General features: G+C 65.0%; 20 protein-coding genes. 10 read left to right on the top strand and 10 right to left on the bottom strand.

What is annotated here, in order from left to right; all coding sequences use genetic code 11:
• Positions 1 to 99 precede the first annotated feature (99 nt).
• Together ypfJ and PVZ78_RS28140 are read left to right on the top strand one after the other, a co-directional pair.
• Positions 100 to 996 (top strand): KPN_02809 family neutral zinc metallopeptidase, encoded by an 897-nt coding sequence (gene ypfJ, locus PVZ78_RS28145; protein WP_016703726.1) that lies wholly within the window; start codon positions 100 to 102, stop codon positions 994 to 996.
• On the top strand, positions 996 to 1,973 hold the full coding sequence (locus PVZ78_RS28140) for an alpha/beta hydrolase (RefSeq protein WP_273829604.1): 978 nt from the start codon (positions 996 to 998) through the stop codon (positions 1,971 to 1,973). Before ypfJ ends, PVZ78_RS28140 begins: the two co-directional genes overlap by 1 nt.
• 120 nt (positions 1,974 to 2,093) lie before the next feature.
• Here the strand turns inward: PVZ78_RS28140 and PVZ78_RS28135 are convergent, their stop codons facing one another.
• The 3 genes from PVZ78_RS28135 to PVZ78_RS28125 form a co-directional block, all read right to left on the bottom strand.
• Complete coding sequence (locus PVZ78_RS28135; RefSeq protein WP_009050998.1) at positions 2,094 to 2,687, bottom strand: HAD family hydrolase; 594 nt, start codon at positions 2,685 to 2,687, stop codon at positions 2,094 to 2,096.
• Positions 2,684 to 3,553: an acyl-CoA thioesterase II gene (gene tesB, locus PVZ78_RS28130; RefSeq protein ID WP_009050999.1), complete on the bottom strand. Its 870-nt coding sequence runs from the start codon at positions 3,551 to 3,553 to the stop codon at positions 2,684 to 2,686. The genes PVZ78_RS28135 and tesB overlap by 4 nt, the downstream gene beginning before the upstream one ends.
• Positions 3,554 to 3,654: 101 nt before the next feature.
• Positions 3,655 to 4,224, bottom strand: a complete 570-nt coding sequence (locus tag PVZ78_RS28125; RefSeq protein WP_009051000.1) for a GNAT family N-acetyltransferase — start codon at positions 4,222 to 4,224, stop codon at positions 3,655 to 3,657.
• A gap of 74 nt (positions 4,225 to 4,298) precedes the next feature.
• On the opposite strand from PVZ78_RS28125, the gene PVZ78_RS28120 reads away from it, so the two are divergent.
• Together PVZ78_RS28120 and PVZ78_RS28115 are read left to right on the top strand one after the other, a co-directional pair.
• Entirely contained in the window at positions 4,299 to 5,219 is a 921-nt protein-coding gene (locus PVZ78_RS28120) for a histone deacetylase family protein (RefSeq protein ID WP_009051001.1), read from the top strand.
• 1,148 nt (positions 5,220 to 6,367) lie between these two features.
• A complete protein-coding gene (locus PVZ78_RS28115) occupies positions 6,368 to 7,609 on the top strand; it encodes a TIGR03862 family flavoprotein (RefSeq protein WP_273829603.1) in 1,242 nt (413 codons plus the stop codon).
• Positions 7,610 to 7,795: 186 nt separating this feature from the next.
• Here the strand turns inward: PVZ78_RS28115 and PVZ78_RS28110 are convergent, their stop codons facing one another.
• Positions 7,796 to 9,130 (bottom strand): DEAD/DEAH box helicase, encoded by a 1,335-nt coding sequence (locus PVZ78_RS28110; RefSeq protein ID WP_016703731.1) that lies wholly within the window; start codon positions 9,128 to 9,130, stop codon positions 7,796 to 7,798.
• Positions 9,131 to 9,354: 224 nt separating this feature from the next.
• On the opposite strand from PVZ78_RS28110, the gene PVZ78_RS28105 reads away from it, so the two are divergent.
• Complete coding sequence (locus PVZ78_RS28105) at positions 9,355 to 9,813, top strand: hypothetical protein (RefSeq protein ID WP_009051004.1); 459 nt, start codon at positions 9,355 to 9,357, stop codon at positions 9,811 to 9,813.
• Between the two features lie 68 nt (positions 9,814 to 9,881).
• On the opposite strand, the gene yedA is transcribed toward PVZ78_RS28105, so the two are convergent.
• Positions 9,882 to 10,796: a drug/metabolite exporter YedA gene (gene yedA, locus PVZ78_RS28100; RefSeq protein WP_009051005.1), complete on the bottom strand. Its 915-nt coding sequence runs from the start codon at positions 10,794 to 10,796 to the stop codon at positions 9,882 to 9,884.
• Between the two features lie 161 nt (positions 10,797 to 10,957).
• On the opposite strand from yedA, the gene PVZ78_RS28095 reads away from it, so the two are divergent.
• Positions 10,958 to 11,410, top strand: coding sequence for an Lrp/AsnC family transcriptional regulator (locus PVZ78_RS28095; protein WP_009051006.1), 453 nt, complete (start codon positions 10,958 to 10,960; stop codon positions 11,408 to 11,410).
• A 177-nt stretch (positions 11,411 to 11,587) separates the two neighbouring features.
• Here PVZ78_RS28095 and PVZ78_RS28090 read toward each other — a convergent pair whose 3' ends face one another.
• From PVZ78_RS28090 to PVZ78_RS28080, 3 genes are all read right to left on the bottom strand, one after another.
• The gene (locus tag PVZ78_RS28090) at positions 11,588 to 12,199 is read right to left on the bottom strand and encodes a 3'-5' exonuclease (protein WP_016703733.1); all 612 of its coding nucleotides are present in this window, start codon (positions 12,197 to 12,199) and stop codon (positions 11,588 to 11,590) included.
• Positions 12,200 to 12,231: 32 nt separating this feature from the next.
• Complete coding sequence (locus tag PVZ78_RS28085; RefSeq protein WP_009051008.1) at positions 12,232 to 12,711, bottom strand: NYN domain-containing protein; 480 nt, start codon at positions 12,709 to 12,711, stop codon at positions 12,232 to 12,234.
• A 137-nt stretch (positions 12,712 to 12,848) separates the two neighbouring features.
• Positions 12,849 to 13,628, bottom strand: coding sequence for a DUF2076 domain-containing protein (locus PVZ78_RS28080; protein ID WP_273829602.1), 780 nt, complete (start codon positions 13,626 to 13,628; stop codon positions 12,849 to 12,851).
• Between the two features lie 180 nt (positions 13,629 to 13,808).
• Here PVZ78_RS28080 and PVZ78_RS28075 point away from each other — a divergent pair, with 180 nt between their 5' ends.
• Together PVZ78_RS28075 and PVZ78_RS28070 are read left to right on the top strand one after the other, a co-directional pair.
• On the top strand, positions 13,809 to 14,468 hold the full coding sequence (locus tag PVZ78_RS28075) for a membrane protein (protein ID WP_009051010.1): 660 nt from the start codon (positions 13,809 to 13,811) through the stop codon (positions 14,466 to 14,468).
• A gap of 89 nt (positions 14,469 to 14,557) precedes the next feature.
• Positions 14,558 to 15,637: an endonuclease/exonuclease/phosphatase family protein gene (locus tag PVZ78_RS28070; RefSeq protein ID WP_273829601.1), complete on the top strand. Its 1,080-nt coding sequence runs from the start codon at positions 14,558 to 14,560 to the stop codon at positions 15,635 to 15,637.
• Between the two features lie 124 nt (positions 15,638 to 15,761).
• Here the strand turns inward: PVZ78_RS28070 and hrpB are convergent, their stop codons facing one another.
• Entirely contained in the window at positions 15,762 to 18,293 is a 2,532-nt protein-coding gene (gene hrpB, locus PVZ78_RS28065) for an ATP-dependent helicase HrpB (protein ID WP_273829600.1), read from the bottom strand.
• A 117-nt stretch (positions 18,294 to 18,410) separates the two neighbouring features.
• On the opposite strand from hrpB, the gene PVZ78_RS28060 reads away from it, so the two are divergent.
• The gene (locus PVZ78_RS28060) at positions 18,411 to 18,830 is read left to right on the top strand and encodes a polyribonucleotide nucleotidyltransferase (protein WP_273829599.1); all 420 of its coding nucleotides are present in this window, start codon (positions 18,411 to 18,413) and stop codon (positions 18,828 to 18,830) included.
• A 31-nt stretch (positions 18,831 to 18,861) separates the two neighbouring features.
• Positions 18,862 to 19,758, top strand: coding sequence for a cation diffusion facilitator family transporter (locus PVZ78_RS28055; protein ID WP_038635503.1), 897 nt, complete (start codon positions 18,862 to 18,864; stop codon positions 19,756 to 19,758).
• Here the strand turns inward: PVZ78_RS28055 and PVZ78_RS28050 are convergent.
• Positions 19,752 to 20,750: a DUF6515 family protein gene (locus tag PVZ78_RS28050; protein ID WP_038635505.1), complete on the bottom strand. Its 999-nt coding sequence runs from the start codon at positions 20,748 to 20,750 to the stop codon at positions 19,752 to 19,754. The two genes, PVZ78_RS28055 and PVZ78_RS28050, sit on opposite strands and share 7 nt — an antisense overlap.
• Positions 20,751 to 20,936 lie beyond the last annotated feature (186 nt).

The raw sequence follows: 20,936 nt of genomic DNA, 5'->3' as shown, positions 1-20,936 counted from the left end.
CGGGCAATGGTAGCGTGCATGCAAAAGGCTGACGATCGGACTGGCGTCGGCCCTGCTCACCAGCAACACTGATCAGCACATTAAAACGAGGATTCACCCATGCTTTGGAAGAAAGGACGGCGCAGCGACAACGTGGTGGATGCTCGCGATGACAGTGGCGGCGGTGGCGGCGGCGGTCTGCGCTTTGGCGGCGGCAAGGGCCTGAGCCTGACCGCCATCATCCTGATCGTCGGCATCGGCTGGGTCACCGGCCAGGACCCGTTGCAGATCCTCGGACAACTCGTCGGGCAGATGGATCAGTCCTCGGCGCCCGCCACCACCCAGCAGACCCGCCAGGCGCCGCCAGCCAATGACGAGCAGGCGGAATTCGTCCGTTCCATCCTCGGCGACACCGAAGACACCTGGGGCCAGATCTTCCAGCAGGCCGGACGCGCCTACCAGCAACCCAAGCTCATCCTGTTTCGCGGCCGGGTGAATTCCGCCTGCGGCTCGGCGACTTCCGCCACCGGCCCGTTCTATTGCCCGGCCGACCAGCAGGTGTACCTGGACATGGACTTCTTCCGCGAGATGGACCAGCGCTTCTCGGCCGCCGGCGACTTCGCCCAGGCCTACGTGATCGCCCACGAAATCGGCCACCACGTACAGACCCTGCTCGGCGTCTCGGCGAAGATCCAGGCGGCCCGCCAACAGGGCCGGCAGATGGAAGGCGACGGCGGCCTGCTGGTGCGCCAGGAATTGCAAGCCGACTGCCTGGCGGGCGTCTGGGCCAACCATGCGCAGAAACGCCTGAACTGGCTGGAGCCGGGGGATATCGAAGAAGCCCTGAACGCCGCCAACGCCATCGGCGACGACCGCCTGCAACAGCAAGGCCAGGGCCGCGTGGTACCGGACTCCTTCACCCACGGCAGCTCGGCGCAACGGGTGCGCTGGTTCAAGGCAGGCTTCACTCAGGGCCAGATCGGCCAATGCGACACCTTCGCGGCGAAGAGTCTGTAATGCGCCGGGGACTGGTGCTGCTCACGTTATGGATGATCTGCGCCGGCGCGCAGGCAGCGGAAAGTGGCGTCAAGACGATCAGCCCCGCGCGGTTGAACCTGGAAGGCGGCGAACTGGCCGTCGGCCTGAGCCAGGACTGGCAACATCCGCGGCCTGAGATCCAGCGGGCACTGATCATCGTCCATGGGCGCCTGCGCAATGCCCAGACCTACCTGCACAGCGCCGAACAGGCCGCCAGCCAGGCCGGGCAAAGCGCGACCACCCTGGTGATCGCGCCGCAGTTTCTCAATCAGAGCGATATCGAGCGTCACCAGCTGCCCGGTTCGCTGCTGCGCTGGCAGGGCAATGACTGGATGGCCGGCGAGCCATCCAGCGGGCCCAAGGCACAAAGCTCTTATGCGGTGCTGGACGCGATCATCACGCGGCTGAGCGATCGCCAGCGGTTTCCGTCCCTGACCGAGATCGTCATCGCCGGCCACTCCGGTGGCGCCCAAGTGGTGCAGCGCTTTGCCCTGCTCGGCCAGTATCATCCGGGCCTGGTGGATGACGGCATCAAGCTGCGCTATGTCATCGCCAACCCGTCGTCCTATGCCTACTTCGACGAGCAGCGCCCGATGAAAGTCGACGCCAATGCGTGCCCCGGTTTCAACCACTGGAAGTACGGCCTGCTCAAGCTGCCAGCCTACGCCGCCGGCCAGACCGCACAGCAACTGGAACAGCGCTACGTCAAACGCGATATCACCTACCTGCTGGGCAAACAGGACACCGACCCGCACCACCCGGCGCTGGACACCAGTTGCGCCGCCGAGGCCCAGGGCGCCTACCGCTTGATTCGCGGGCACAACTATTTCGACTACCTGAAACAGCGCCATCCGCAGGGATTGCAACAGCAGTTGCTCGAAGTGCCCGGGGTCGGGCATGACGGCGACAAGATGTTCACCTCGCCCGAGGGGCAGAAGGCGTTGTTCGGCCAGTAGATGTAGTGGTGTCAGGAAGGACGCTATCGCGGGCAAGCCTCGCTCCTACAGGTTCGTTGTCGTACCCGGCAGAGGGCTACACCGCAGATCCGTAGGAGCGAGGCTTGCCCGCGATGCTTTTTAAGCCAACACCATCCGCCGTAGAACGCTGCAATCCTCGGCATGCCAGTCGGCCAGCTCCGGCCACGGGTTATCCGGCAGGTTCACCAGCACCGTGTGGGTGCCCGCCGCGCGACCGCAATCGAGGTCGAAGCGGTAGTCGCCGACCATCACCATCTCGGCCGGCGCCACCTCCCAGGCCGCGGCCAGTTTCAGCAAGCCGCCCGGGTGTGGTTTGGGCGGTGCCTCGTCGCGCCCCAGCACATCCTCGACGGCAAAGCAGTCGGCCAGGCCGATGGCCTCCAGGGTGACATGGGCCAGCTCCCGCGCATTGCGGGTCAGGATGCCCAGGCGATAGCCCCGCGCCGCCAGTTCCCGCACCAGCTCCACCGCCCCCGGCGCCGGGCGCGAACCCAGGGCCAGGTCGCGCTCGTGTTCCAGCAGCCAGGCGTGTTTCGCCGCGGCTTCGGCGGCGGGCAAGGCCGCGAGGTGGGTCAGGATGTCGTGCTCCGGTGGAATCCCCAGCGCTTCGCGGATGGCCGCGAAATCATGCACGGCCACCGTCAGGGTGCCGTCCATGTCGAACACCCAATGACGCACCTCGGCCAGGCTCATGCCCAGTCCTTGCGGTGGCGGATCAGGCCTTCCTGGGTCACCGACGCCACCAGCTGGCCGGCGCGGTTGAACACGCTGCCGCGGGAGAAACCACGGGAATTGCCGGCCCACGGGCTGTCCATGGCATACAGCAGCCAGTCGTCGGCACGCAGGTCGGCATGGAACCACAGGGCGTGGTCGAGGCTGGCGACCTGCATGTCCTTCTGCCACACCGACTTGCCGTGGGGCAGCATCGAGGTGGTCAGCAGGCCGAAGTCCGAGGCGTAGGCCAGCAGGTATTTATGCAGCGCGGGAATGTCCGGCAGCTCGCCGTCGGCACGGAACCAGACGTATTTGATCGGGTCCGCCGGCTGCGGGTTGTAGGGGTCTTTTTCGGTCACCGGGCGCACTTCGATGGGCTTGGGGCACAGCAGTTTTTCGCGCATGTGCTCAGGGATCAGGTGCGCGCGCTGCTGGGTGATCTCCAGCTCCGACGGCAGGTTTTCCGGGCCGACCACCTGGGGCATCGTGTCCTGGTGCTCGAAGCCTTCCTCGTCATACTGGAACGAGGCGCTGCAGGTGAAGATCGGGTTGCCCTTCTGGATCGCCGTCACCCGGCGGGTGCTGAAGCTGCCACCATCGCGCACCCGGTCGACCTGGTACACCACCGGCAACGCCGCATCGCCAGGACGCAGGAAATAACCGTGCAGCGAATGCACATGGCGGGCCTCTTCGACAGTCTGGCTGGCCGCGGACAGGGACTGACCCAACACCTGGCCGCCGAACAGCTGGCGGAAGCCCAGGTCCTGGCTACGACCGCGAAACAGGTTTTCCTCGATCGGTTCCAGGGTCAACAGGTCGACCAGATCATCCAACACGTGGCTCATTCAGACTCTCCTCACACAGAGCAATGCCGCGCAGTCTTGGCTGTCGCGGTCGATTCAATCGGGTTCACACACATGGGCACACTCCAGATGCCCCCGACCTGCTATCCATGCAAGGTTTCCAACCATTGTTCGCGGTTGATGCGATACAGCACATGATGACGCAGCGGATGCTCGCTGCCGAGCTTTGGGTGATCGAAATCGTCGTGCCCATCGTGTTGCATGCCGATGGCCTGCATGACTTTCTGCGACGGCAGGTTGCTGGTGGTGGTGAAGGCAACGATCTCCTTCAGGGCCAGGCGATCGAAGCCACAGCGCAGCGCGGTCCAGGCCGCTTCGCTGGCATAGCCCAGGCCCCAGTGCTCGCGCGCCAGGCGCCAGCCGATTTCCACCGCCGGGGTGAATGGCGCTTCGAAGCCCACCACCCCCAGCCCGGTAAACCCGATAAAGGCCCCGGTATCCTTGCGCTCCAGCGCCCAGGTGCCAAAACCGTGCTCGGCGAAATGCCCACGGATCCGCCCGATCAACGCGGCGCTTTCCAGGCGGCTCAAGGGGGCCGGAAAGTAACGCATCACTTGCGGGTCGGCACACATCGCCGCAAACGCCGGCAAATCCTCATCGCGCCACTGGCGCAACAGCAGTCGAGCACTTTCGAGTTGCAGTATCGGCTCCATCGTCCCCTCCATTTCCATGCGTGCCAGTCTACATCGCTGGTAGGATCCTTTTCGGATTCCTACATGAAATTGCCATGCCACTGCCGCTGATCTACCACGACGACTACAGCCCCGAGTTCCCGGCGGAGCACCGTTTCCCCATGGACAAGTTTCGCCTGCTGCGCGACCACCTGGTGGACAGCGGCCTGACCCGCGATGCCGACCTGATGCGCCCGGAGCTGTGCCCGAAGGAGATTCTCGCCCTGGCCCACGATCCTGGGTATATCGAACGTTATATGGCCGGCGAGTTGTCGCGGGAAGACCAGCGGCGCCTTGGCCTGCCCTGGAACGAAGCCCTCGCCCGGCGCACCGTGCGCGCTGTCGGCGGCTCGCTGCTGGCCGCCGAACAGGCCCTGGAGCATGGCCTGGCCTGTCACCTGGCCGGCGGTACCCATCACGCCCACTACGACCACCCGGCGGGCTTCTGCATCTTCAACGACCTGGCGGTGATCAGCCATTACCTGCTCGAAGCCGGTCGGGTCGGCCGGGTGCTGATCTTCGACTGCGATGTGCATCAGGGCGACGGCACCGCGCGGATTCTCGAACATACCCCGGACGCCGTGACCGTCTCGCTGCACTGCGAAAAAAACTTCCCGGCGCGCAAGGCCACCAGCGACTGGGACATCCCCCTGCCGATGGGCATGGGCGACGCCGATTACCTGAAGGTGGTCGACGATGCCCTCAATTACCTGCTGCCGCTGTACCAGCCGGACCTGGTGCTGTACGACGCCGGGGTGGATGTGCACAAGGACGATGCCCTGGGTTACCTGAAGCTGACCGACCAGGGCGTCGCCGCCCGCGACGAACAGGTGATGCGCCATTGCCTGGGCCGCGACATCCCGGTGCTCGGGGTGATCGGCGGCGGCTACAGCAAGGACCGCCAGGCCCTGGCCCGCCGCCACGGCATCCTCCACCACAGTGCGCAACGGGTGTGGACGTCATCAGGTTGTCACTGAACGCTGGGCGCCTTACCCACAATGGCTGTGGAGCCGCTTGTGGATAACCTGAGTGCAAGCGGCTACAGACCATGCTGGCTGTGCCTTACAGACAGGTGATCATTTTCTGATCAGGCCCGATAAGCACAGCTGAATGCTGCGAAATGGGAGCGCCAACAGTGATAGCGCAGGAGGTCCTTCGGACCTTTCGCAGCCTGCGGCAGCGGCTACAAAAGCTTCATCAGGTGGTCATGAAAGTGTGGATGCCTTACCCCCAATCTCTGTGGAGCCGCTTGTGGATAACCTGAGTGCAAGCGGCTGCAGGCCATGTTGGCTGTGCTCTACAGACAGGCGATCATTTTTTGATCAGACTCTATAAGCACCACTGAGCGCGGCAAAACGGGAGCGCCAATAGTGATGCCGCTGGAGGTCCTGCGGACCTTTCGCAGCCTGCGGCAGCGGCTACAAAAGCTTCATCAGGCGGTCATGAAAGTGTGGGTGCCTTACCCCCAATCTCTGTGGAGCCGCTTGTGGATAACCTGAGTGCAAGGGGCTGCAGGTCAGGCTGGCCGTACCCTACAGACAGGCGATCATTTTTTGATCAGGTCTGGTAAGCACCGCTGAATACTGCGAAGCGGGAGCATAAATAGTGATGCCGCTGGAGGTCCTGCGGACCTTTCGCAGCCTGCGGCAGCGGCTACAAAAGCTTCATCAGGTGGTCATGAAAGTGTGGATGCCTTACCCCCAATCTCTGTGGAGCCGCTTGTGGATAACCTGAGTGCAAGCGGCTGCAGGTCAGGCTGGCTGTGCCCTGCAGATCGGTGATCGTTTTTTGATCAGGCCCGGTAAGCACCGCTGAATGCTGCGAAGCGGGAACATGAAGAGTGATGCCGCTGGAGGTCCTTCGGACCTTTCGCAGCCTGCGGCAGCGGCTACAAAAGCTTCATCAGGTGGTCATGAAAGTGTGGGCGCCTTACCCCCAATCTCTGTGGAGCCGCTTGTGGATAACCTGAGTGCAAGGGGCTGCAGGCCATGCCGTACAAGCCCTGCAGAGCACTGAACATTTTTTGATCACCCCTTGTATAAGCCACTGCGGGGCGCATGGAGCATTGGCGGCGGGCCTGCCTCGGGTAGAATGCCTGGCTTATTCCGCCACGCCGCCGCCCGCCATGACCTTATCCAGCAGCACCCTGCCCCATCACGTCGCCATTATCGGTGGCGGCCCCGCCGGCTTGATGGCGGCCGAGGTGCTGAGCCTGGCGGGCATCCGTGTCGATCTCTACGACGGCATGCCGTCGGTGGGCCGCAAGTTTTTGCTGGCCGGGGTCGGCGGCATGAACATCACGCATTCCGAGGCCTACCCGGTCTTCCTCTCACGTTATGCCGAACGGGCCCCGCAGATGGCCCCGCTGTTGCGCGAGTTCGGCAGCGAGGCGCTGTGCCAATGGATTCACGGCCTGGGCATCGAGACTTTCGTCGGCAGCTCGGGCCGGGTGTTCCCCACCGATATGAAAGCCGCGCCGCTGCTGCGCGCCTGGCTCAAGCACCTGCGCGATGCCGGCGTGGTTATCCACACCCGCCATCGCTGGCTCGGCTGGAATGTCGATGGCAGCCTGCGCATCCATAGCCCGGAAGGTGAAAAGTCGGTCCAGGCCGACGCCCTGCTGCTGGCGCTGGGCGGCGGCAGCTGGGCACGCCTGGGTTCGGATGGGGCCTGGATGCTGCCGCTGGAACAGCACGGCGTGCAACTGGCGCCCCTGCAACCGAGCAACTGCGGGTTCGAAGTGCAGGACTGGAGCGATCTGCTGCGCAGCAAGTTCGCCGGCGCCCCGCTGAAGAACGTGGCCATCGGCCTGAACGACGACATCCCCCGCCTCGGCGAATGCGTGATCACCACCACCGGGGTCGAGGGCAGCCTGATCTATGCGCTGTCGGCGCCGATTCGGGACGCGATCAACCGCCACGGCTCGGCCACCGTGCATATCGACCTGCTGCCGGGCAAACCCCATGACCGGATCCAGGCCGCGCTGAGCAAGCCACGGGGCTCGCGCTCCATGGCCAAGCACCTGCACAGCCAGCTGGGCATCGACGGGGTGAAAGCCGCACTCTTGCGCGAACTGACCACTGCCGATTGCTTCGCCGACCCGGCGCTGCTGGCCAAGGCGATCAAGGCCCTGCCGTTGACCCTGGTGAGAACCCGGCCGCTGGACGAAGCCATCAGCAGCGCCGGCGGCGTGACGTTCGAGGCCATGGACCAGCGCTTGATGCTCAAGCAATTGCCCGGCGTGTTCTGCGCCGGAGAAATGCTCGACTGGGAGGCGCCCACCGGCGGCTACCTGCTCACCGCGTGTTTCGCCAGCGGGCGGGCGGCGGGGTTGGGGATGATCGAGTGGTTGCGGGAAAAGGCTTGAGGCCTTTCGTGTAGCCGCTGGCGCAGCCTGCGATCGGTCTGGGCGGCATTGCGACGTAACGGCGTAAAACCAAACGCCCCGGTTTTCCAGGAAAACCGGGGCGTTCGTTTTTGCGAGGACTTCGTCCTCGATCGCAGGCTACGCCAGCGGCTACAGAAGCGAGCGGTGTTGAACGCTCGCCAAGGCTTACGGCTTGCGCTTGCGCGGCCCGGTGTTGAACGCCGGCACCTTGCGCACCGGTTTCACCGCCGGGGCTTCGGCCACTTCGCCGCTGTCCACCCACTTGCCCAGGTTGCGCTTGCCGCCACCGCCGGAAGCCTTGGGCTTCTTCGGCTTTTTCGGCTTCTTGATCACCTGGCCGCTGGCGTCGGTTTCCGGCACCCGGTGATCCGGAATGAAGTCCGGCTCGTCATGGCGCTTGAGGGTCTGGCGGGTCAGCATCTCGATGGCCGACAGCAGGTTCACTTCATCGGCGCACACCAGCGAGATCGCCTCACCGGTGGAGCCGGCGCGGCCGGTACGGCCGATGCGGTGGATGTAATCCTCGGCGACGATCGGCAGGTCGAAGTTGACCACCAGCGGCAGGTCCTCGATGTCCAGGCCACGGGCCGCTACATCGGTGGCCACCAGGATCTGGATCTCGCTGGCCTTGAAGCGGTCCAGCGCACGCTGGCGGGTGGCCTGGGGTTTGTCGCCATGGATGCCGTCGGCATTCACGCCCTGGCCCTGCAGCCTTTCCACCAGCGCGTCCACGCCGTTGCGGGTCTTGGCGAATACCAGCACCTGCTTCCAGCGATTCTTGCGCAGCAGGTGGCTGAACAGCTCCGGCTTGCGCTTCTTGTCCACCGTCACCACCCATTGCTTGACGGTGTTGGCGGCAACGTTGCGCGGGCTGACTTCAATGCTCAGCGGATCGTTGAGCATCTGCCCGGCCAACAGGCGGATGGCGTCGGAGAAGGTCGCGGAGAACAGCAGGGTCTGGCGCTTTTTCGGCAATGCCGCGTAGATGTCCTTCAGCTCTTCGGAGAAACCCAGGTCGAGCATGCGGTCGGCTTCGTCCAGCACCAGGGTCTGCAACTGGCTGAACTTCACCGCGTTCTGCCGGTACAGGTCGAGCAGGCGCCCCGGGGTCGCCACCAGCAGGTCGATGCCTTTGCGCAGCTTCATCATCTGCGGGTTGATGCTGACGCCGCCGTACACCGCGTAGGTGCTCAGCGGCAGGTGCTCGGCGTACTGGCGCACGCTCTCGTGCACCTGTTCGGCCAGCTCGCGGGTCGGCACCAGGATCAGCGCGCGTACCGAGTTGCTGGCCACTTTCGGCCCTTCCAGGGTCAGCGATTGCAGGAGCGGCAAGGCGAAGCCGGCGGTCTTGCCGGTGCCGGTCTGCGCCGCGGCCATCAGGTCGCGACCGCCCAGCACCGCCGGAATGGCTTGCGCCTGCACCGGTGTCGGGGTCTGGTAGCCAAGCGTTTCGAGGGCGCGCAGCAAGGGTTCGATCAGGCCAAGAGTGGCGAATGTCATGGGGATACCGTAGGGAAAAAAGTCAGCGCAGGTGTGCAATGGGCGGCAGTTTACCCTAATTCAGGCGGGTTTCTTTCGGGCTGACGAGTTGCCCTGCCTCCCGCCGTTACGGGGCCCCGGGCGACGGGCAGCGATAATCTTTGTAGACGCGCCTGGAGCTGCCGGGAGAGGATTCAGTTCTTTTATCCCCATCGCCCCGTCGAAGATCCAGGAGCCTGACCCGTATGGACACCCCCAACCCCTTCCAGACACCGGCCGCCGAGTTGCAGACCCCGGCTGCATCGACCGCGCCATTGCGCCTGTACAGCATCAACGCCGTCGGCCTTGCCACCTTCCTCGGCACTTCCCTGGCGGGGTCCTACATCATCGCCGCCAACCTCAAGGCGCTCGGCCGCGAAAGCGAAGTGAAGAAGGCCTGGTATGTCGGTATCGGCCTGCTCGTCCTGATGATGGTGTTGAGCGCGGTGTTGCCGGAAAGCGTTCCAGCCGTGGTCTTCGTACTGCCACCGCTTTTTGCGATGAACACCTACGCGCGCCAGCTCTTCGGTCCGGTCGTCATCGAACACAAACTCAGCAAGGGGCCTTTCTTCTCCTTGTGGCGCGTCGCCGGGATCAGCCTGCTGTTCATGCTGGCCTTCGTCGTGGCGCTGATACCGCTGGTGATGCTGTTCAACCCGGCCTGAGTACGACAGGCTGGAACAAAAACGCCGGGCAATGCCCGGCGTTTTCGATCGTGCGCCAACCGGCCACTTCAAGCGGTGGCTTCTTCCTGTATCGCGGCGGCTTTTGGCTTGCGCCATTGCGGCAGGCCGATCAACACCACGGCACTGATGATCACCACCATCGCCAGCGCCTCCTCCAGGCCGATGGTCTCGCCGACAAACACGATCCCCAGCAGCACCGCCACCGCAGGGTTGACGTAGGCATAGCTGGTGGCCGCCGCCGGGCGCACGTGCTTGAGCAGGTACATGTAGGCGTTGAAGGCGATGATCGAGCCAAAGCCGGTCAGGTACGCCAGGGCCGCCCAGCCTTCGATCGGCGGAACGGCGGCCAGTTGTTCACCGCTCCACCAACTGCCGATCAACAGCACCGCGCCACCCACCAGCATCTCGACGGCACTGGCCATCGCCCCTTGCGGCAACGGCAGGTGTTTGCTCCACACCGAACCGAAGGCCCAGGCCGCCGCCGCGAACACCAGCAAGGCCGCGCCGGTCGGGCTCGACTGCAGGTTGGAACCGAGGTTGAGCATGGCAATGCCGATCAGCCCGAGGACGATCCCGGCCCATTCCAGGCGGGTGTTGCGCGCGCCCCAGAAGTAACCGCACAGCAGGGTGAACAGCGGCACCGTGGCCACCGCCAGGGCCGCCACTCCGGACGCCACGCCCATGTGTTCGGCGACGGTGACCGCGCCATTGCCGCAGCTCAGCAGCAGGATGCCGATCACCCCTGCCGCCCGCCATTGCGCCCAGGTCGGCGCCGGTGCCCCGCGCCAGCGCAGGAAGCCGTACATCAGGCTGCCGGCGATGACAAAGCGGATGCCGGCGAGCATCAGCGGCGGCCAGTATTCGACACCGATACGGATCACCAGGTAGGTCGACCCCCAGATCACGTACAGCGCAAAAAAAGCGGCAATCAAAGGCAAGGGAAAACGGCGTAGACCAGGCATGGGAAGCTCGAAGACAGGCAAGGGAGAGGGCTTATTCTAGAAAGCCGGCCGGCGGAACTTAAGTTACAAAACCTGTTTAAAGCGCCAGTACACTTTTCAAAACACGGAGATTGTGGCTATAACCCATGCTTTCGAAAGTCGCTGTATTTGGAAGCCTTATCATGGACAAATATGACCGCATGCTCCTCGCCGCCCTGCTGGAAAATGGCCGGGCGAGCTACGCCGAGCTGGCGCGCAAGGTGAACCTCTCCGCTCCGGCCGTGGCCGAGCGGGTGGCCAAACTCGAAGCCAGCGGAGTGATCACCGGCTACCAGGCCAAGGTCGACCTGGCCAAGCTCGGGCTGCCGATCCAGTGCGTGATCGAACTGCGCATGGCCCAGCACGGCAATCAGAAGGCCTACGACGAACTGAGCCGGATCCCGCAACTCACCGAATGCCAGCGGGTCACGGGCGATCCGTGCGTGATCATGCGCGCCGCCGTCGGCTCGATGCCGGAGCTGGAAGAGCTGATCAACCGCGTTGCCCAGTTCGGTTTCAGCAAGACCTCGATCGTGCTCTCCAGCGCCATCGAACAGCGCGTGCCGCTGGGGCATCTGGAAAGCAACGGCAAATAAGCCAATCCACGCCGCCTGTAGCCGCCTGTAGCCGCTGCCGAGCCTTGGCGAGGCTGCGATCGGCTCCGCAGGAGACGCGCTCTTGAGGGCCTTGGAAGGCTCTTCGAGCCTTATCGCAGCCTCGCCAAGGCTCGGCAGCGGCTACAGATGGCTACAGGCGGCTACAGGAATTACGGATCAGGCGCCGCGATGACGCTTGAGGTGTTCGCCGATCTTGGCGGCCGGCACTTTCTGCAATTTGCACAGGAAGTCGTGGGACAGCTCGCGCAGCCCGTGTTTCTGCCGCAGCTCCAGCGCCAGGTGGGCGGTGAGGTTGGCGGCCATTTCCGCGTCGGCCATGGCCCGGTGAGCCTGGCCGGTATGGGGCAGGCTGGCGAACGTGGTGAGGGTGCCGAGCTTGTGGTTGGGCGCCGCCGGCATCAGGCGCCGGGCCAGCAACAGGGAACAGGCGAAGTTCTGCAAGCGAGTGCGCTTGATCCGGCCCAGCTCGTAGTCCCAGAACTTCTGGTCGAACGCGGCGTTGTGCGCCAGCAGCGGCGTGGTGCCGACGAACTCGTTGACCTCGTTCATCACCTGCTCGGCCGGCGGCGCGCTGCGCAGCATGGCGTTGCTGATGCCGGTCAGCTGTTCGATGAAGGCCGGCACCCGCACGCCGGCATTCATCAGGCTCTGGTAACGCTCGACGATGCGCCCCTGCTCAAGGATCACCACGGCGATTTCCGTGGCCCGGCAACTGCTGCTCGGGGAGATCCCGGTGGTTTCAAAGTCGATGACTGCGATGCGTTCCAAACCTGTCCAGCTCCATCCAAAAAATAGTCAGCTCAGCTTTTGAGCAGTAGCGCGCCTTCGATCGGCACGTAGCGCGTGGCCGCGCGAATCAGCGAATTGGCGGTGAGTCCCGGTACGCCATAGGCAACCGCTTCGACGCCGTGCTTGCTGATGATGCGCTCCAGCAACAGGTCGAAATCGCCATCACCGGAGGCCAGCACCACTTCGTCGACATGGGCGGCGGCGTCCATGATGTCGATGGTGATGCCCACGTCCCAGTCGCCCTTGGCCGAGCCGTCGCTGCGCTGGATATAGGGTTTGAGTTTTACCGTGAAGCCCAGGTTGCGCAGGATCTGCTGGAACTGCTGCTGCTTGCTGTCGCCCCGGTCGATCGCATAGGCATAGGCCTCGACTATCTGCCCGCGTTGGCTGATGTCGGCCCACAGGGCGGCATAGTTGAAGTGGCAGCCATAGGCCTGGCGCACGGTGTAATAGAGATTCTGGACATCGGCGAACACAGCGATTTTTTTCACCGCTTATCCTCATGGCGCTCACGCGCGCGAACTGGGCCGGGACTCAAACCCTGAAAAGTCGCCCAGTATGCCAGCCAGAAGGAAGGTTCCGCGAATAATCGGTCCGGGACGCAGTGGCGTTCCGGACCGATGGCGGATCAGACGAAGGAATCGTCGTCGGAAAAGAACGAGCTGTCGTCGTTGCCGTAGTCGGCATCGCTGAAGCCGCCCTGGTCGTTGTTGCCCCAGGAGTCGTTGTTGGCCATGCGCTGCTCGTCATTGCCCCAGCCACCCGCGTTGTCGCTGGCGGGTGCCGGTTCTTCCTTGATCACTTCGACGATTTCCTGCGGCTGCTGGTTGCCGTGGAACAGGCTGCTGAGGCCTTGCGCCAGCATCACGCCCCCCGCCACGCCGGCGGCGGTCTTCAGCGCGCCGCCGAGAAAGCTGCTGCCAGCCGCGGCCGGAGCCTGCTGGGGGGGCGCGGCATAGTTTTGCTGGGGATAGCTCTGTTGCGGGTAGTTCTGTTGCGGCTGCGGGTTGAACGCCGGCCGCGCCGGTTCGCGCCAGCCGCCGGACGAGGCCGGAGCGCTTTGCGTCGGCGCCGGCTGCGGATCGCGGGAACCGCCACCGAAGATGCTCGAAAGGAACCCGCCACCGCTGCTGGGCGCCGGTGCCGCGGCCTGGGACCTGGCCTGCTGCAGCTCGGCCTGCAGTTGCTGGACCTGCTGGGTGAGTTGCTTGTTCTGCTCGTCGAGGCTCTTGATTGCCGCCTCTTGCACCAGAATCGCCTGGGTCATGAAATACCCGGCGGCAGGCTGCCGGGCCAGATGCTCCTTGATCCGCGTCTCGGCCTGGGCGTCACGCGGGGCTGAATCCTTCTCGGCTTGCTGCAACCGTGAAAACAGTCCATCGATCAGGGTTTGCTCTTCGCTGTTCATGGCGACCTCTTTAGATTGCCGGTAAAAAACTGGGCCTTGCCTGTCATGCACAAGGTGCAACCAGTAATGGGGCTGCCCAGCGGGCTTTCAATAGCCTTTACCTAACGTTTACGTTTGCTCGCCCGGGGGCTGCATCGGTTAAAGTGTCCAACCGCTTTTTGTGATCTGCGATAACCACTGATGAATCCGTTAACCGTTCTGCGCGACTCCCTGTACTTCTGCCAGCGCAACCTGGGGCGCATCGTCCAGCTGTGCCTGCCGCTGGTGGTCCTCGAAGCGCTGCTGCAGCAGGCGGTGGACAGCTCGCTGGGCCCCGAGGCCTTTCCCGGCTACAGCGTGGTCGTCGGCCTGCTGATCTACCCGCTGTACACCGGGGTGCTGATCCTGTTCCTCGATGCCCGCAGCCGTGGCGAATCGCCATTAGCCCGCGACCTGCTCGCCGCGACTGTCAGCCTGTGGCCGCGTTTTGCCCTGCTGACCGCCATCAACACCCTGCTGATCCTGCTGGGTCTGTCGCTGTATTTCCTGCCCGGGCTGTGGCTGATGGTGACCCTGGCCTTCGCCGAATACCTGCTGGTGCTCAAGGGCCTGCAACCACTGGCCGCGATCAAGGAAAGCTTCCGCCTGACCCGCGGGCACTTCCTGCGGATCCTGGTCTGCATCCTGGCCGTGATGGCCCCGCTGTGGGTGCTCAAGGGGGCCAGCCTGGCGGCGTATCCCGAGCCGGGTCCGATGCTGTCGCTGCTGATCGAAAGCGCCCACAGCTTCCTGCAATTGTTCACCAGCGTGGTGGTGTTCCGGCTGTTCATGCTGATCGGTGACTCGCCCGAACAGGCGTGACGCCAAGGTCCGGCCGCTCTACCCCTTGGGCCGCGGCCCCGCTCTCGGTTATGCTCGGGCTCAATCTTGCAACGCCATAAGCCGAGCCGATGCCCCGTCCACTTCGCCTCATCCTCCTGGGCCTGCTGATCAGCGCAGGCCTGTTGTCAGCCCTGGTCTACAGCCTGACCTGGCGCCCCGACGCCAAGGAGCCGCTGCCGGTCGCCTGCACGGGCAAGGTGCCCAGCCTGGTGCCGGGCCAGGCGCTGAAGGTGATGACCTGGAACGTGCAGTACCTGGCGGGCAAGCGCTATGTGTTCTGGAACGACCAGGCCCGGGGGCCGGACGAGCGCCCGACCCCGGAGGACATGGCCTTCAGCCTGGACGAGGTGGCCCGGGTGATTCGCGACGAGCAGCCGGACATCGTGCTGGTGCAGGAACTGGACGACGGCGCCAAGGCCAGCGATTACCAGGACCAGCTCAAGCTGCTGCAGGAACGCCTGACCGACCTGTATCCCTGCAGTACCCAGGCCTTCGACTGGAAGGCCGATTTCGTACCCTCCCCGCACATCTTCGGCAGCGTCGGCCGGCAACTGGCGACCTTGAGCCGCTACAACATCGAACACGCCGAACGCCTGCAATTGCCGGTGCCCGAGGCCAATTTCATCAGCCGCCAGTTCCAGCCGAAAAACGCCGTGCTGGTCAGCTACCTGCCGTTAAGCGATGGCGGACAGATGGCGGTGCTCAACACCCACCTGGACCGCGCGACGAAGCCCGACGACACCCTGCAAGCCCAGGTGAACGCGGTAACCAGGATCCTCGACCGCTTCGAAGCCCGCGGCACGCCCTGGCTGATCGGCGGCGACTTCAATCTGCTGCCCCTGGGCCAGTACCAGCGGCTCGCCCCCGAGCAACGCACGCCCTACTCCGCCGACAGCGCGTTGCACAGCCTCTGGGACAAGTACCCGATGATCCCCACCAACAACGAAGCCAGCGGCATCGACCGCGCCCTGTGGCTGACCCACTACCCCAACGACCCAGCCCTGAGCGGCCCGGATCGCACCGTCGACTACCTGTTCCACAGCCCACGGATCAAACGGGTCGAGGCCCAGGTACGGCAGGACGACACCCTGCGCATCTCCGACCACCTGCCGCTGATCGCCCGCTTCCTGTTGCCCGCCGCGCAATGACCTGTAGCCGCTGCCGCAGGCTGCGATCGACCTGGGCGGCATTCCGACAACGCGGGTGCAGGATCTTGAGACCGCTGAAGGCCTTCGGCCTTATCGCAGCCTGCGGCAGCGGCTACACGGTAGGTTACTTGCGCGGTTTGGCGCGGGCCGTGGCCTCGGCCACCAGCGGGTCATCCGGCCAATAGTGTTTCGGGTAGCGGCCCTTGAGGTCCTTCTTCACCTCGGCGTAGGTGCTGCGCCAGAAGTTCGCCAGGTCCTGGGTGACCTGCACCGGCCGCCGTGCCGGGGACAGCAGGTGCAGCTTGACCACCTGCCGGCCACCGGCGATCCGTGGTGTTTCCGCCAGGCCGAACAACTCCTGCAGGCGCACGGCGAGAATCGGTGGCTGCTCGCTGTAGTCGAGGCGGATCGACGAGCCGGACGGCACCGTCAGGTGGTGCGGCGCCAGCTCGTCCAGGCGCTGTGGCAATGGCCATGGCAGCAGGTTGTGGACAATGCTGGCCAGCTCCAGGTTGGCGAAGTGGCTGAGGCGCGAAACCTTGCCCAGGTACGGCAACAGCCAGCTCTCCAGGCTCTTGAGCAAGGCCACGTCGCTGACATCCGGCCACTGGCTTTCGCCCGTGGCCTCTAGATCGAGCTGGCGCAACAAGGCCACCCGCGCCTGCCACTGGCGCAGTTCCGGGGTCCAGGGCAACAGTTCCAGGCCCTTGCGCCGCACCAGATTGACCAGGGCCTGGCACCGCGCCGCCTCGTCCAGCCCGGTCAGCGGCTCACGGCTGAGCACCAGTTCGCCGACCTTGCGCTGGCGCTCGGCACGCAACACGCCTTCGCGCTCGTCCCAATCAAGCTGGTCGACGCTGCGCACCTGCTCGGCCAGGACCGAGTCGAACAGCGCCGGATCGAAATCCGCCGCCAGGTAGATGCGCTCTTCCCGCTGCCCCTGGCGACTGCCCAGGTCGGCGATCACCAGCCAGGGTTGCTTCATCAGGCTGTCGGTTTCGCTGAACAATGCCGCGCGGCCGTTGGCCAGCCGGTACTCGGCACCGCCAGGACGGCGTTGCTGGGCGACCCGATCCGGATAGGCCAGCGCCAGCAAGGCGCCCAGCCAGCGCGGATGGTCCGGGTCCGCCACCGCCTGGCTCGGCTGCCCACGCAGATAACCGCGGTACTGCCGGGCCAGTTGCCGAGCCCGCTGTACGCCGCCCTGGGCGCCGCGGGCCGCGCGCTCTTCGCCGGACAGCAGCACCAGACGGCTATGCAGGTCGGCACCGCCGCCGCGCAGGATGTCGCGCTCGCCGAGCAAGGCGGCGACGTCGCAGGCCATGTTCGCCAGCCCCAGGGCCTGGCCGCGCAACAGCAGATGGGCAATGCGCGGATGGGCCGGCAACTCGGCCATCGCCTGGCCATGGGCTGTCAGCTTCCAGTCTTCGCCGGCTTTGGCGGTCAGGGCGCCGAGGCGTTCGAGCAGATCCTGGGCCTGGGCATAGGCCGCGCCAGGCGGCACATCCAGCCACACCAGTTGCGCTGGCGTCACCCCCCAGCGCGCCAATTGCAGGGCCAGGCCCGCCAGGTCCGCCTGGAGGATTTCCGCACTGCCATAGGCCGCCAGCTGTTCGTGCTGGTCCTGGGACCACAGGCGATAACACACGCCCGGTTCCAGACGCCCGGCCCGACCGGCGCGCTGGGTGGCGCTGGCCCGGGAAATACGCTGGGTGTCGAGACGGGTCATGCCACTGCCCGGGTCGAAACGCGGCACCCGCGCCAGCCCGGCATCGACCACCACGCGCACGCCGTCGATGGTCAGGCTGGTCTCGGCGATATTGGTCGCCAGCACCACTTTGCGCTTGCCCGGCGGAGCCGGTTCGATGGCCGCGCGCTGCGCCGCCAGGTCCAGCTCGCCGTGCAGCGGACAGAGCAGGATCTCCGAGCGCTCGCCCACGGCATCGGCCAACTGCTGATGTACCCGGCGGATCTCGGCCTGCCCCGGCAGGAGCACCAGGACGCTGCCGCTTTCATCGTTCAACGCTTCAAGGATGGTCTGCACCAGCCGCGGCTCGATGAACTCGCCCGGCTGGAAAGGCCGCCCCCAGCGCACATCGACCGGGAACATGCGGCCTTCGCTGCGCAGGATCGGCGCGTCGTCCAGCAGCCCGGCCAGGCGCTCGCCTTCCAGGGTCGCCGACATCAGGAGGATTTTCAGCGGCTGCTCGTCGCGGAACAGATCACGGCCATTGAGGCTCAAGGCCAAGGCCAGGTCGGCGTCGAGGCTGCGCTCGTGGAATTCGTCGAAGATCAGCAGGCCGACGCCTTCCAGCGCCGGATCGTCCTGCAGGCGGCGGGTCAGGATCCCCTCGGTGACCACCTCGATGCGGGTGTTCGGGCCGACCTTGCTGTCGAGGCGAATGCGGTAGCCCACGGTTTCGCCGACCTTTTCCCCCAGTTCGCTGGCCAGCCGTTCGGCCGCCGCCCGCGCCGCCAGGCGCCGTGGTTCGAGCATGAGAATGCGTTGTCCGGCCAGCCAGGGTTCGTTCAACAGGGCCAAAGGCACGCGGGTGGTCTTACCGGCGCCGGGCGGTGCTTCGAGCACGGCCTCGTGGCGTGTCGCCAGGGCTTCACGCAGGGCGGGTAAAACTTCATCAATTGGCAAAGAATTCATACTGGCTCCCAAACAGAGGCGCGAGTATAACGGCGAACTGCCTGGCGTTAATCACGGTCTGAATTCATACCGGCAACGCTTCAGCCTTGCTCTTTCGTGTCTGTTCAGGAGATTTACATGCGTATTCCTTTCCGCATCATCGGCGGCGTCCTGGTTGCCACCCTGCTGACTCAGCTCACCGCCTGCGGCTCGATCTTCTTCCCCGACCGGCGCGGCCAGATCGACGGTAAGATCGACCCGCTGGTAACCGTGCTCGACGCCGTGGGCCTACTGTTTTATGTGATCCCGGGGCTGATCGCCTTTGGCGTCGACTTCGCCACCGGCGCCATCTACCTGGAACCGGGCAAGACCGCGCAGATCGACCCGCACAAGCTGCAGCAAGCCATAGGCGCCGACGGCCAGGTCGATAACCACAAGTTGCAGGCTATTCTCGAAAGCGAGCTGGGCCGCAGCTTCCCGCTGGACGATCCACGCCTGATCCAGCACAAGGGCAGCGCGCAGCAGCTGGCCCTGTACGGTCTGCAACCAGCAGCCTGACCCTCGCGTTTCTTGAAGGAACAAGCCTTGTATGAGCAGTAGCCCGGAACACGCGCGCCTGTTGCGCCTGGCAACCCGCGCCTCGCTGGCGGTGGCCAGTATCCTGATCGTGGCCAAGGCCATCGCCTGGTGGCTGAGCGGCTCGGTCAGCCTGCTGGCGGGCCTCACCGACTCGCTGCTCGATGGCGCCGCGTCGTTCCTCAACCTGCTGGCCGTGCATTACGCCCTGCGCCCGGCCGACGCCGATCACCGCTACGGCCATGGCAAGGCCGAGTCCTTGTCGGGCATGGCCCAGGCGCTGTTCATCGCGGTGAGCGCGGTGCTGATCGGGGTACAGGCCGTCGAGCGCCTGCAGAACCCGGAACCGCTGGGCGCGCCGTGGGTCGGTATCGGCGTGATGCTGCTGTCCCTGGCGCTGACCGTTGCATTGCTGATGGTGCAACACCGGGTGATCCGCGAAACCGGCTCCACCGCGGTACGCGCCGATTCGCTGCACTATCGCTCCGACCTGCTGCTTAACGGCAGCATCCTGCTGGCGCTGGTGCTGGCCAGTTTCGGCTGGCAGCAACTGGACGCCTGGTTCGGCCTGGCCATTGCCGCCTACATCCTGTGGAGCGCGATCCAGATCGCCCGCGAAAGCGTGGCGGTGCTGATGGACGAGGAGCTGCCGCCCGAGGTCAGCCAGCACATGCTGGAACTGGTATGCGCGGTGCCCGGGGTACTCGGCGCCCATGATCTGCGCACGCGGATTTCCGGCAACCACTGGTTCGTGCAACTGCACTTGGAGTTACCGGGGGAGCTGACCCTGTCGGTGGCCCACGGCATCAGCGATCAGGCCGCCGAGGCGATCCATGCGGCCTATCCGCGGGCCGAGGTGCTGGTGCACGCCGACCCGCAGGAAGTGGTGCAGGCCGCCCGGGCTCAGTAAGTCACCTGATAGCCGCGCGAGCTCAGGCAACCACCCTGGGCCTGGCGGTAGGTCTGGACCACTTCCGGCGCCGGAGGATAGGTCATCGCCGCCGGATCGAAGCCACTCTGCTGCACCGCCCAGCGATAACAGTCGTAGCGATCCTGATTGATCTGCTGCGGGCTCTGCCCCCTGACCGGGTAGGCCAGCACGTTGTAATCATTGCCGGCCTGCGGTGGCGGGCTGGCCGCAGGCGGCTCGACCACCACGTACTGCTGGGTACTGGCCTCGTAGCTGTAGTAGGCACCCGCGGCCAGGAAGAACAGCGCGCTGCCGATCCACACTTCCCGCGCGTAGTCCGGCAGGTAGGCCACACGGATCCCGTAGGGTGGGTGCACCACCACATACCGTGGGCCTTGCGGGCGGTACCAATAGCCACCGGAGAAGTAATAGTCCCGGCCGCGATAAGGAACGCGGTAATGCCGGTCCGGGAAGCGATCGATCACATAACCCGGCCGATATTGCGGACCTGGCCCCCAGCCATTGCCACGCCCCTCTGGACGGCCCGGCCAGCGATAGTCGTAAGGACGCGAGCCCGGTCCGCCGGTCTGCCAATGCGGGTTGTAGTCGTTACGGCGCGGGATGTCCTGGTAATAACCCTGGCGCGGTTCCTGGGTCTGGCGGACGGTATCGGGGCGGCCCTGGATCGGCAGGTTGGCGGATGGCTGTGCCAGTCGTCCCCGCCCTTGATCATTCGGCCCGTGGTTCTGCCAGCGCCCGTTCTCGACGTTGCGCTCGAACTGCTGGCTGTTGTCGCCGCGAATGATTTCAGTCTGCTGGCGCGACTGATGGCTTTCGCCTCGCCCCTGGCCGTTGCCCGGATAGCCGTCGTCACTGCGCTGGCCGCCATTGGACCAGCCACGGCCGTCATTGCGGTCATCGGCGAGCCCCTGCGCACTGACGCCCACACAGAGCAAACCAACACCTGCCAAACGCCAGATGCGCGATTTCATGCTATTCCTCACTACGGATAGGGGCCTGTAGATAAGACTGGAAAAGCCCAGGCCGGTTCTGCCACAGGTTATCAGTCGCAACACTTATTTATTGAGGGTGCCACGGGATATTTCCTGGCGCGCAGGCAATAAAAAAGAGGGACCCGTCGGCCCCCCTTTGAGAATTTCGTCCGTGCTCGACGCTTA

The organism is Pseudomonas sp. SBT1-2 (assembly GCF_028640875.1).
GTDB classification, from domain to species: domain Bacteria; phylum Pseudomonadota; class Gammaproteobacteria; order Pseudomonadales; family Pseudomonadaceae; genus Aquipseudomonas; species Aquipseudomonas chlororaphis_I.
This window is presented reverse-complemented; position numbering and strand designations above follow the sequence as displayed.

What these genes read in the sequence shown, in the direction of transcription:
- ypfJ (WP_016703726.1), top strand. Translation starts at nt 100, where the DNA reads ATGCTTTGGAAGAAAGGACGGCGCAGCGACAACGTGGTGGATGCTCGC.
- PVZ78_RS28140 (WP_273829604.1), top strand. Translation starts at nt 996, where the DNA reads ATGCGCCGGGGACTGGTGCTGCTCACGTTATGGATGATCTGCGCCGGC.
- PVZ78_RS28135 (WP_009050998.1), bottom strand. Translation starts at nt 2,687, where the DNA reads ATGAGCCTGGCCGAGGTGCGTCATTGGGTGTTCGACATGGACGGCACC.
- tesB (WP_009050999.1), bottom strand. Translation starts at nt 3,553, where the DNA reads ATGAGCCACGTGTTGGATGATCTGGTCGACCTGTTGACCCTGGAACCG.
- PVZ78_RS28125 (WP_009051000.1), bottom strand. Translation starts at nt 4,224, where the DNA reads ATGGAGCCGATACTGCAACTCGAAAGTGCTCGACTGCTGTTGCGCCAG.
- PVZ78_RS28120 (WP_009051001.1), top strand. Translation starts at nt 4,299, where the DNA reads ATGCCACTGCCGCTGATCTACCACGACGACTACAGCCCCGAGTTCCCG.
- PVZ78_RS28115 (WP_273829603.1), top strand. Translation starts at nt 6,368, where the DNA reads ATGACCTTATCCAGCAGCACCCTGCCCCATCACGTCGCCATTATCGGT.
- PVZ78_RS28110 (WP_016703731.1), bottom strand. Translation starts at nt 9,130, where the DNA reads ATGACATTCGCCACTCTTGGCCTGATCGAACCCTTGCTGCGCGCCCTC.
- PVZ78_RS28105 (WP_009051004.1), top strand. Translation starts at nt 9,355, where the DNA reads ATGGACACCCCCAACCCCTTCCAGACACCGGCCGCCGAGTTGCAGACC.
- yedA (WP_009051005.1), bottom strand. Translation starts at nt 10,796, where the DNA reads ATGCCTGGTCTACGCCGTTTTCCCTTGCCTTTGATTGCCGCTTTTTTT.
- PVZ78_RS28095 (WP_009051006.1), top strand. Translation starts at nt 10,958, where the DNA reads ATGGACAAATATGACCGCATGCTCCTCGCCGCCCTGCTGGAAAATGGC.
- PVZ78_RS28080 (WP_273829602.1), bottom strand. Translation starts at nt 13,628, where the DNA reads ATGAACAGCGAAGAGCAAACCCTGATCGATGGACTGTTTTCACGGTTG.
- PVZ78_RS28075 (WP_009051010.1), top strand. Translation starts at nt 13,809, where the DNA reads ATGAATCCGTTAACCGTTCTGCGCGACTCCCTGTACTTCTGCCAGCGC.
- PVZ78_RS28070 (WP_273829601.1), top strand. Translation starts at nt 14,558, where the DNA reads ATGCCCCGTCCACTTCGCCTCATCCTCCTGGGCCTGCTGATCAGCGCA.
- hrpB (WP_273829600.1), bottom strand. Translation starts at nt 18,293, where the DNA reads ATGAATTCTTTGCCAATTGATGAAGTTTTACCCGCCCTGCGTGAAGCC.
- PVZ78_RS28060 (WP_273829599.1), top strand. Translation starts at nt 18,411, where the DNA reads ATGCGTATTCCTTTCCGCATCATCGGCGGCGTCCTGGTTGCCACCCTG.
- PVZ78_RS28055 (WP_038635503.1), top strand. Translation starts at nt 18,862, where the DNA reads ATGAGCAGTAGCCCGGAACACGCGCGCCTGTTGCGCCTGGCAACCCGC.
- PVZ78_RS28050 (WP_038635505.1), bottom strand. Translation starts at nt 20,750, where the DNA reads ATGAAATCGCGCATCTGGCGTTTGGCAGGTGTTGGTTTGCTCTGTGTG.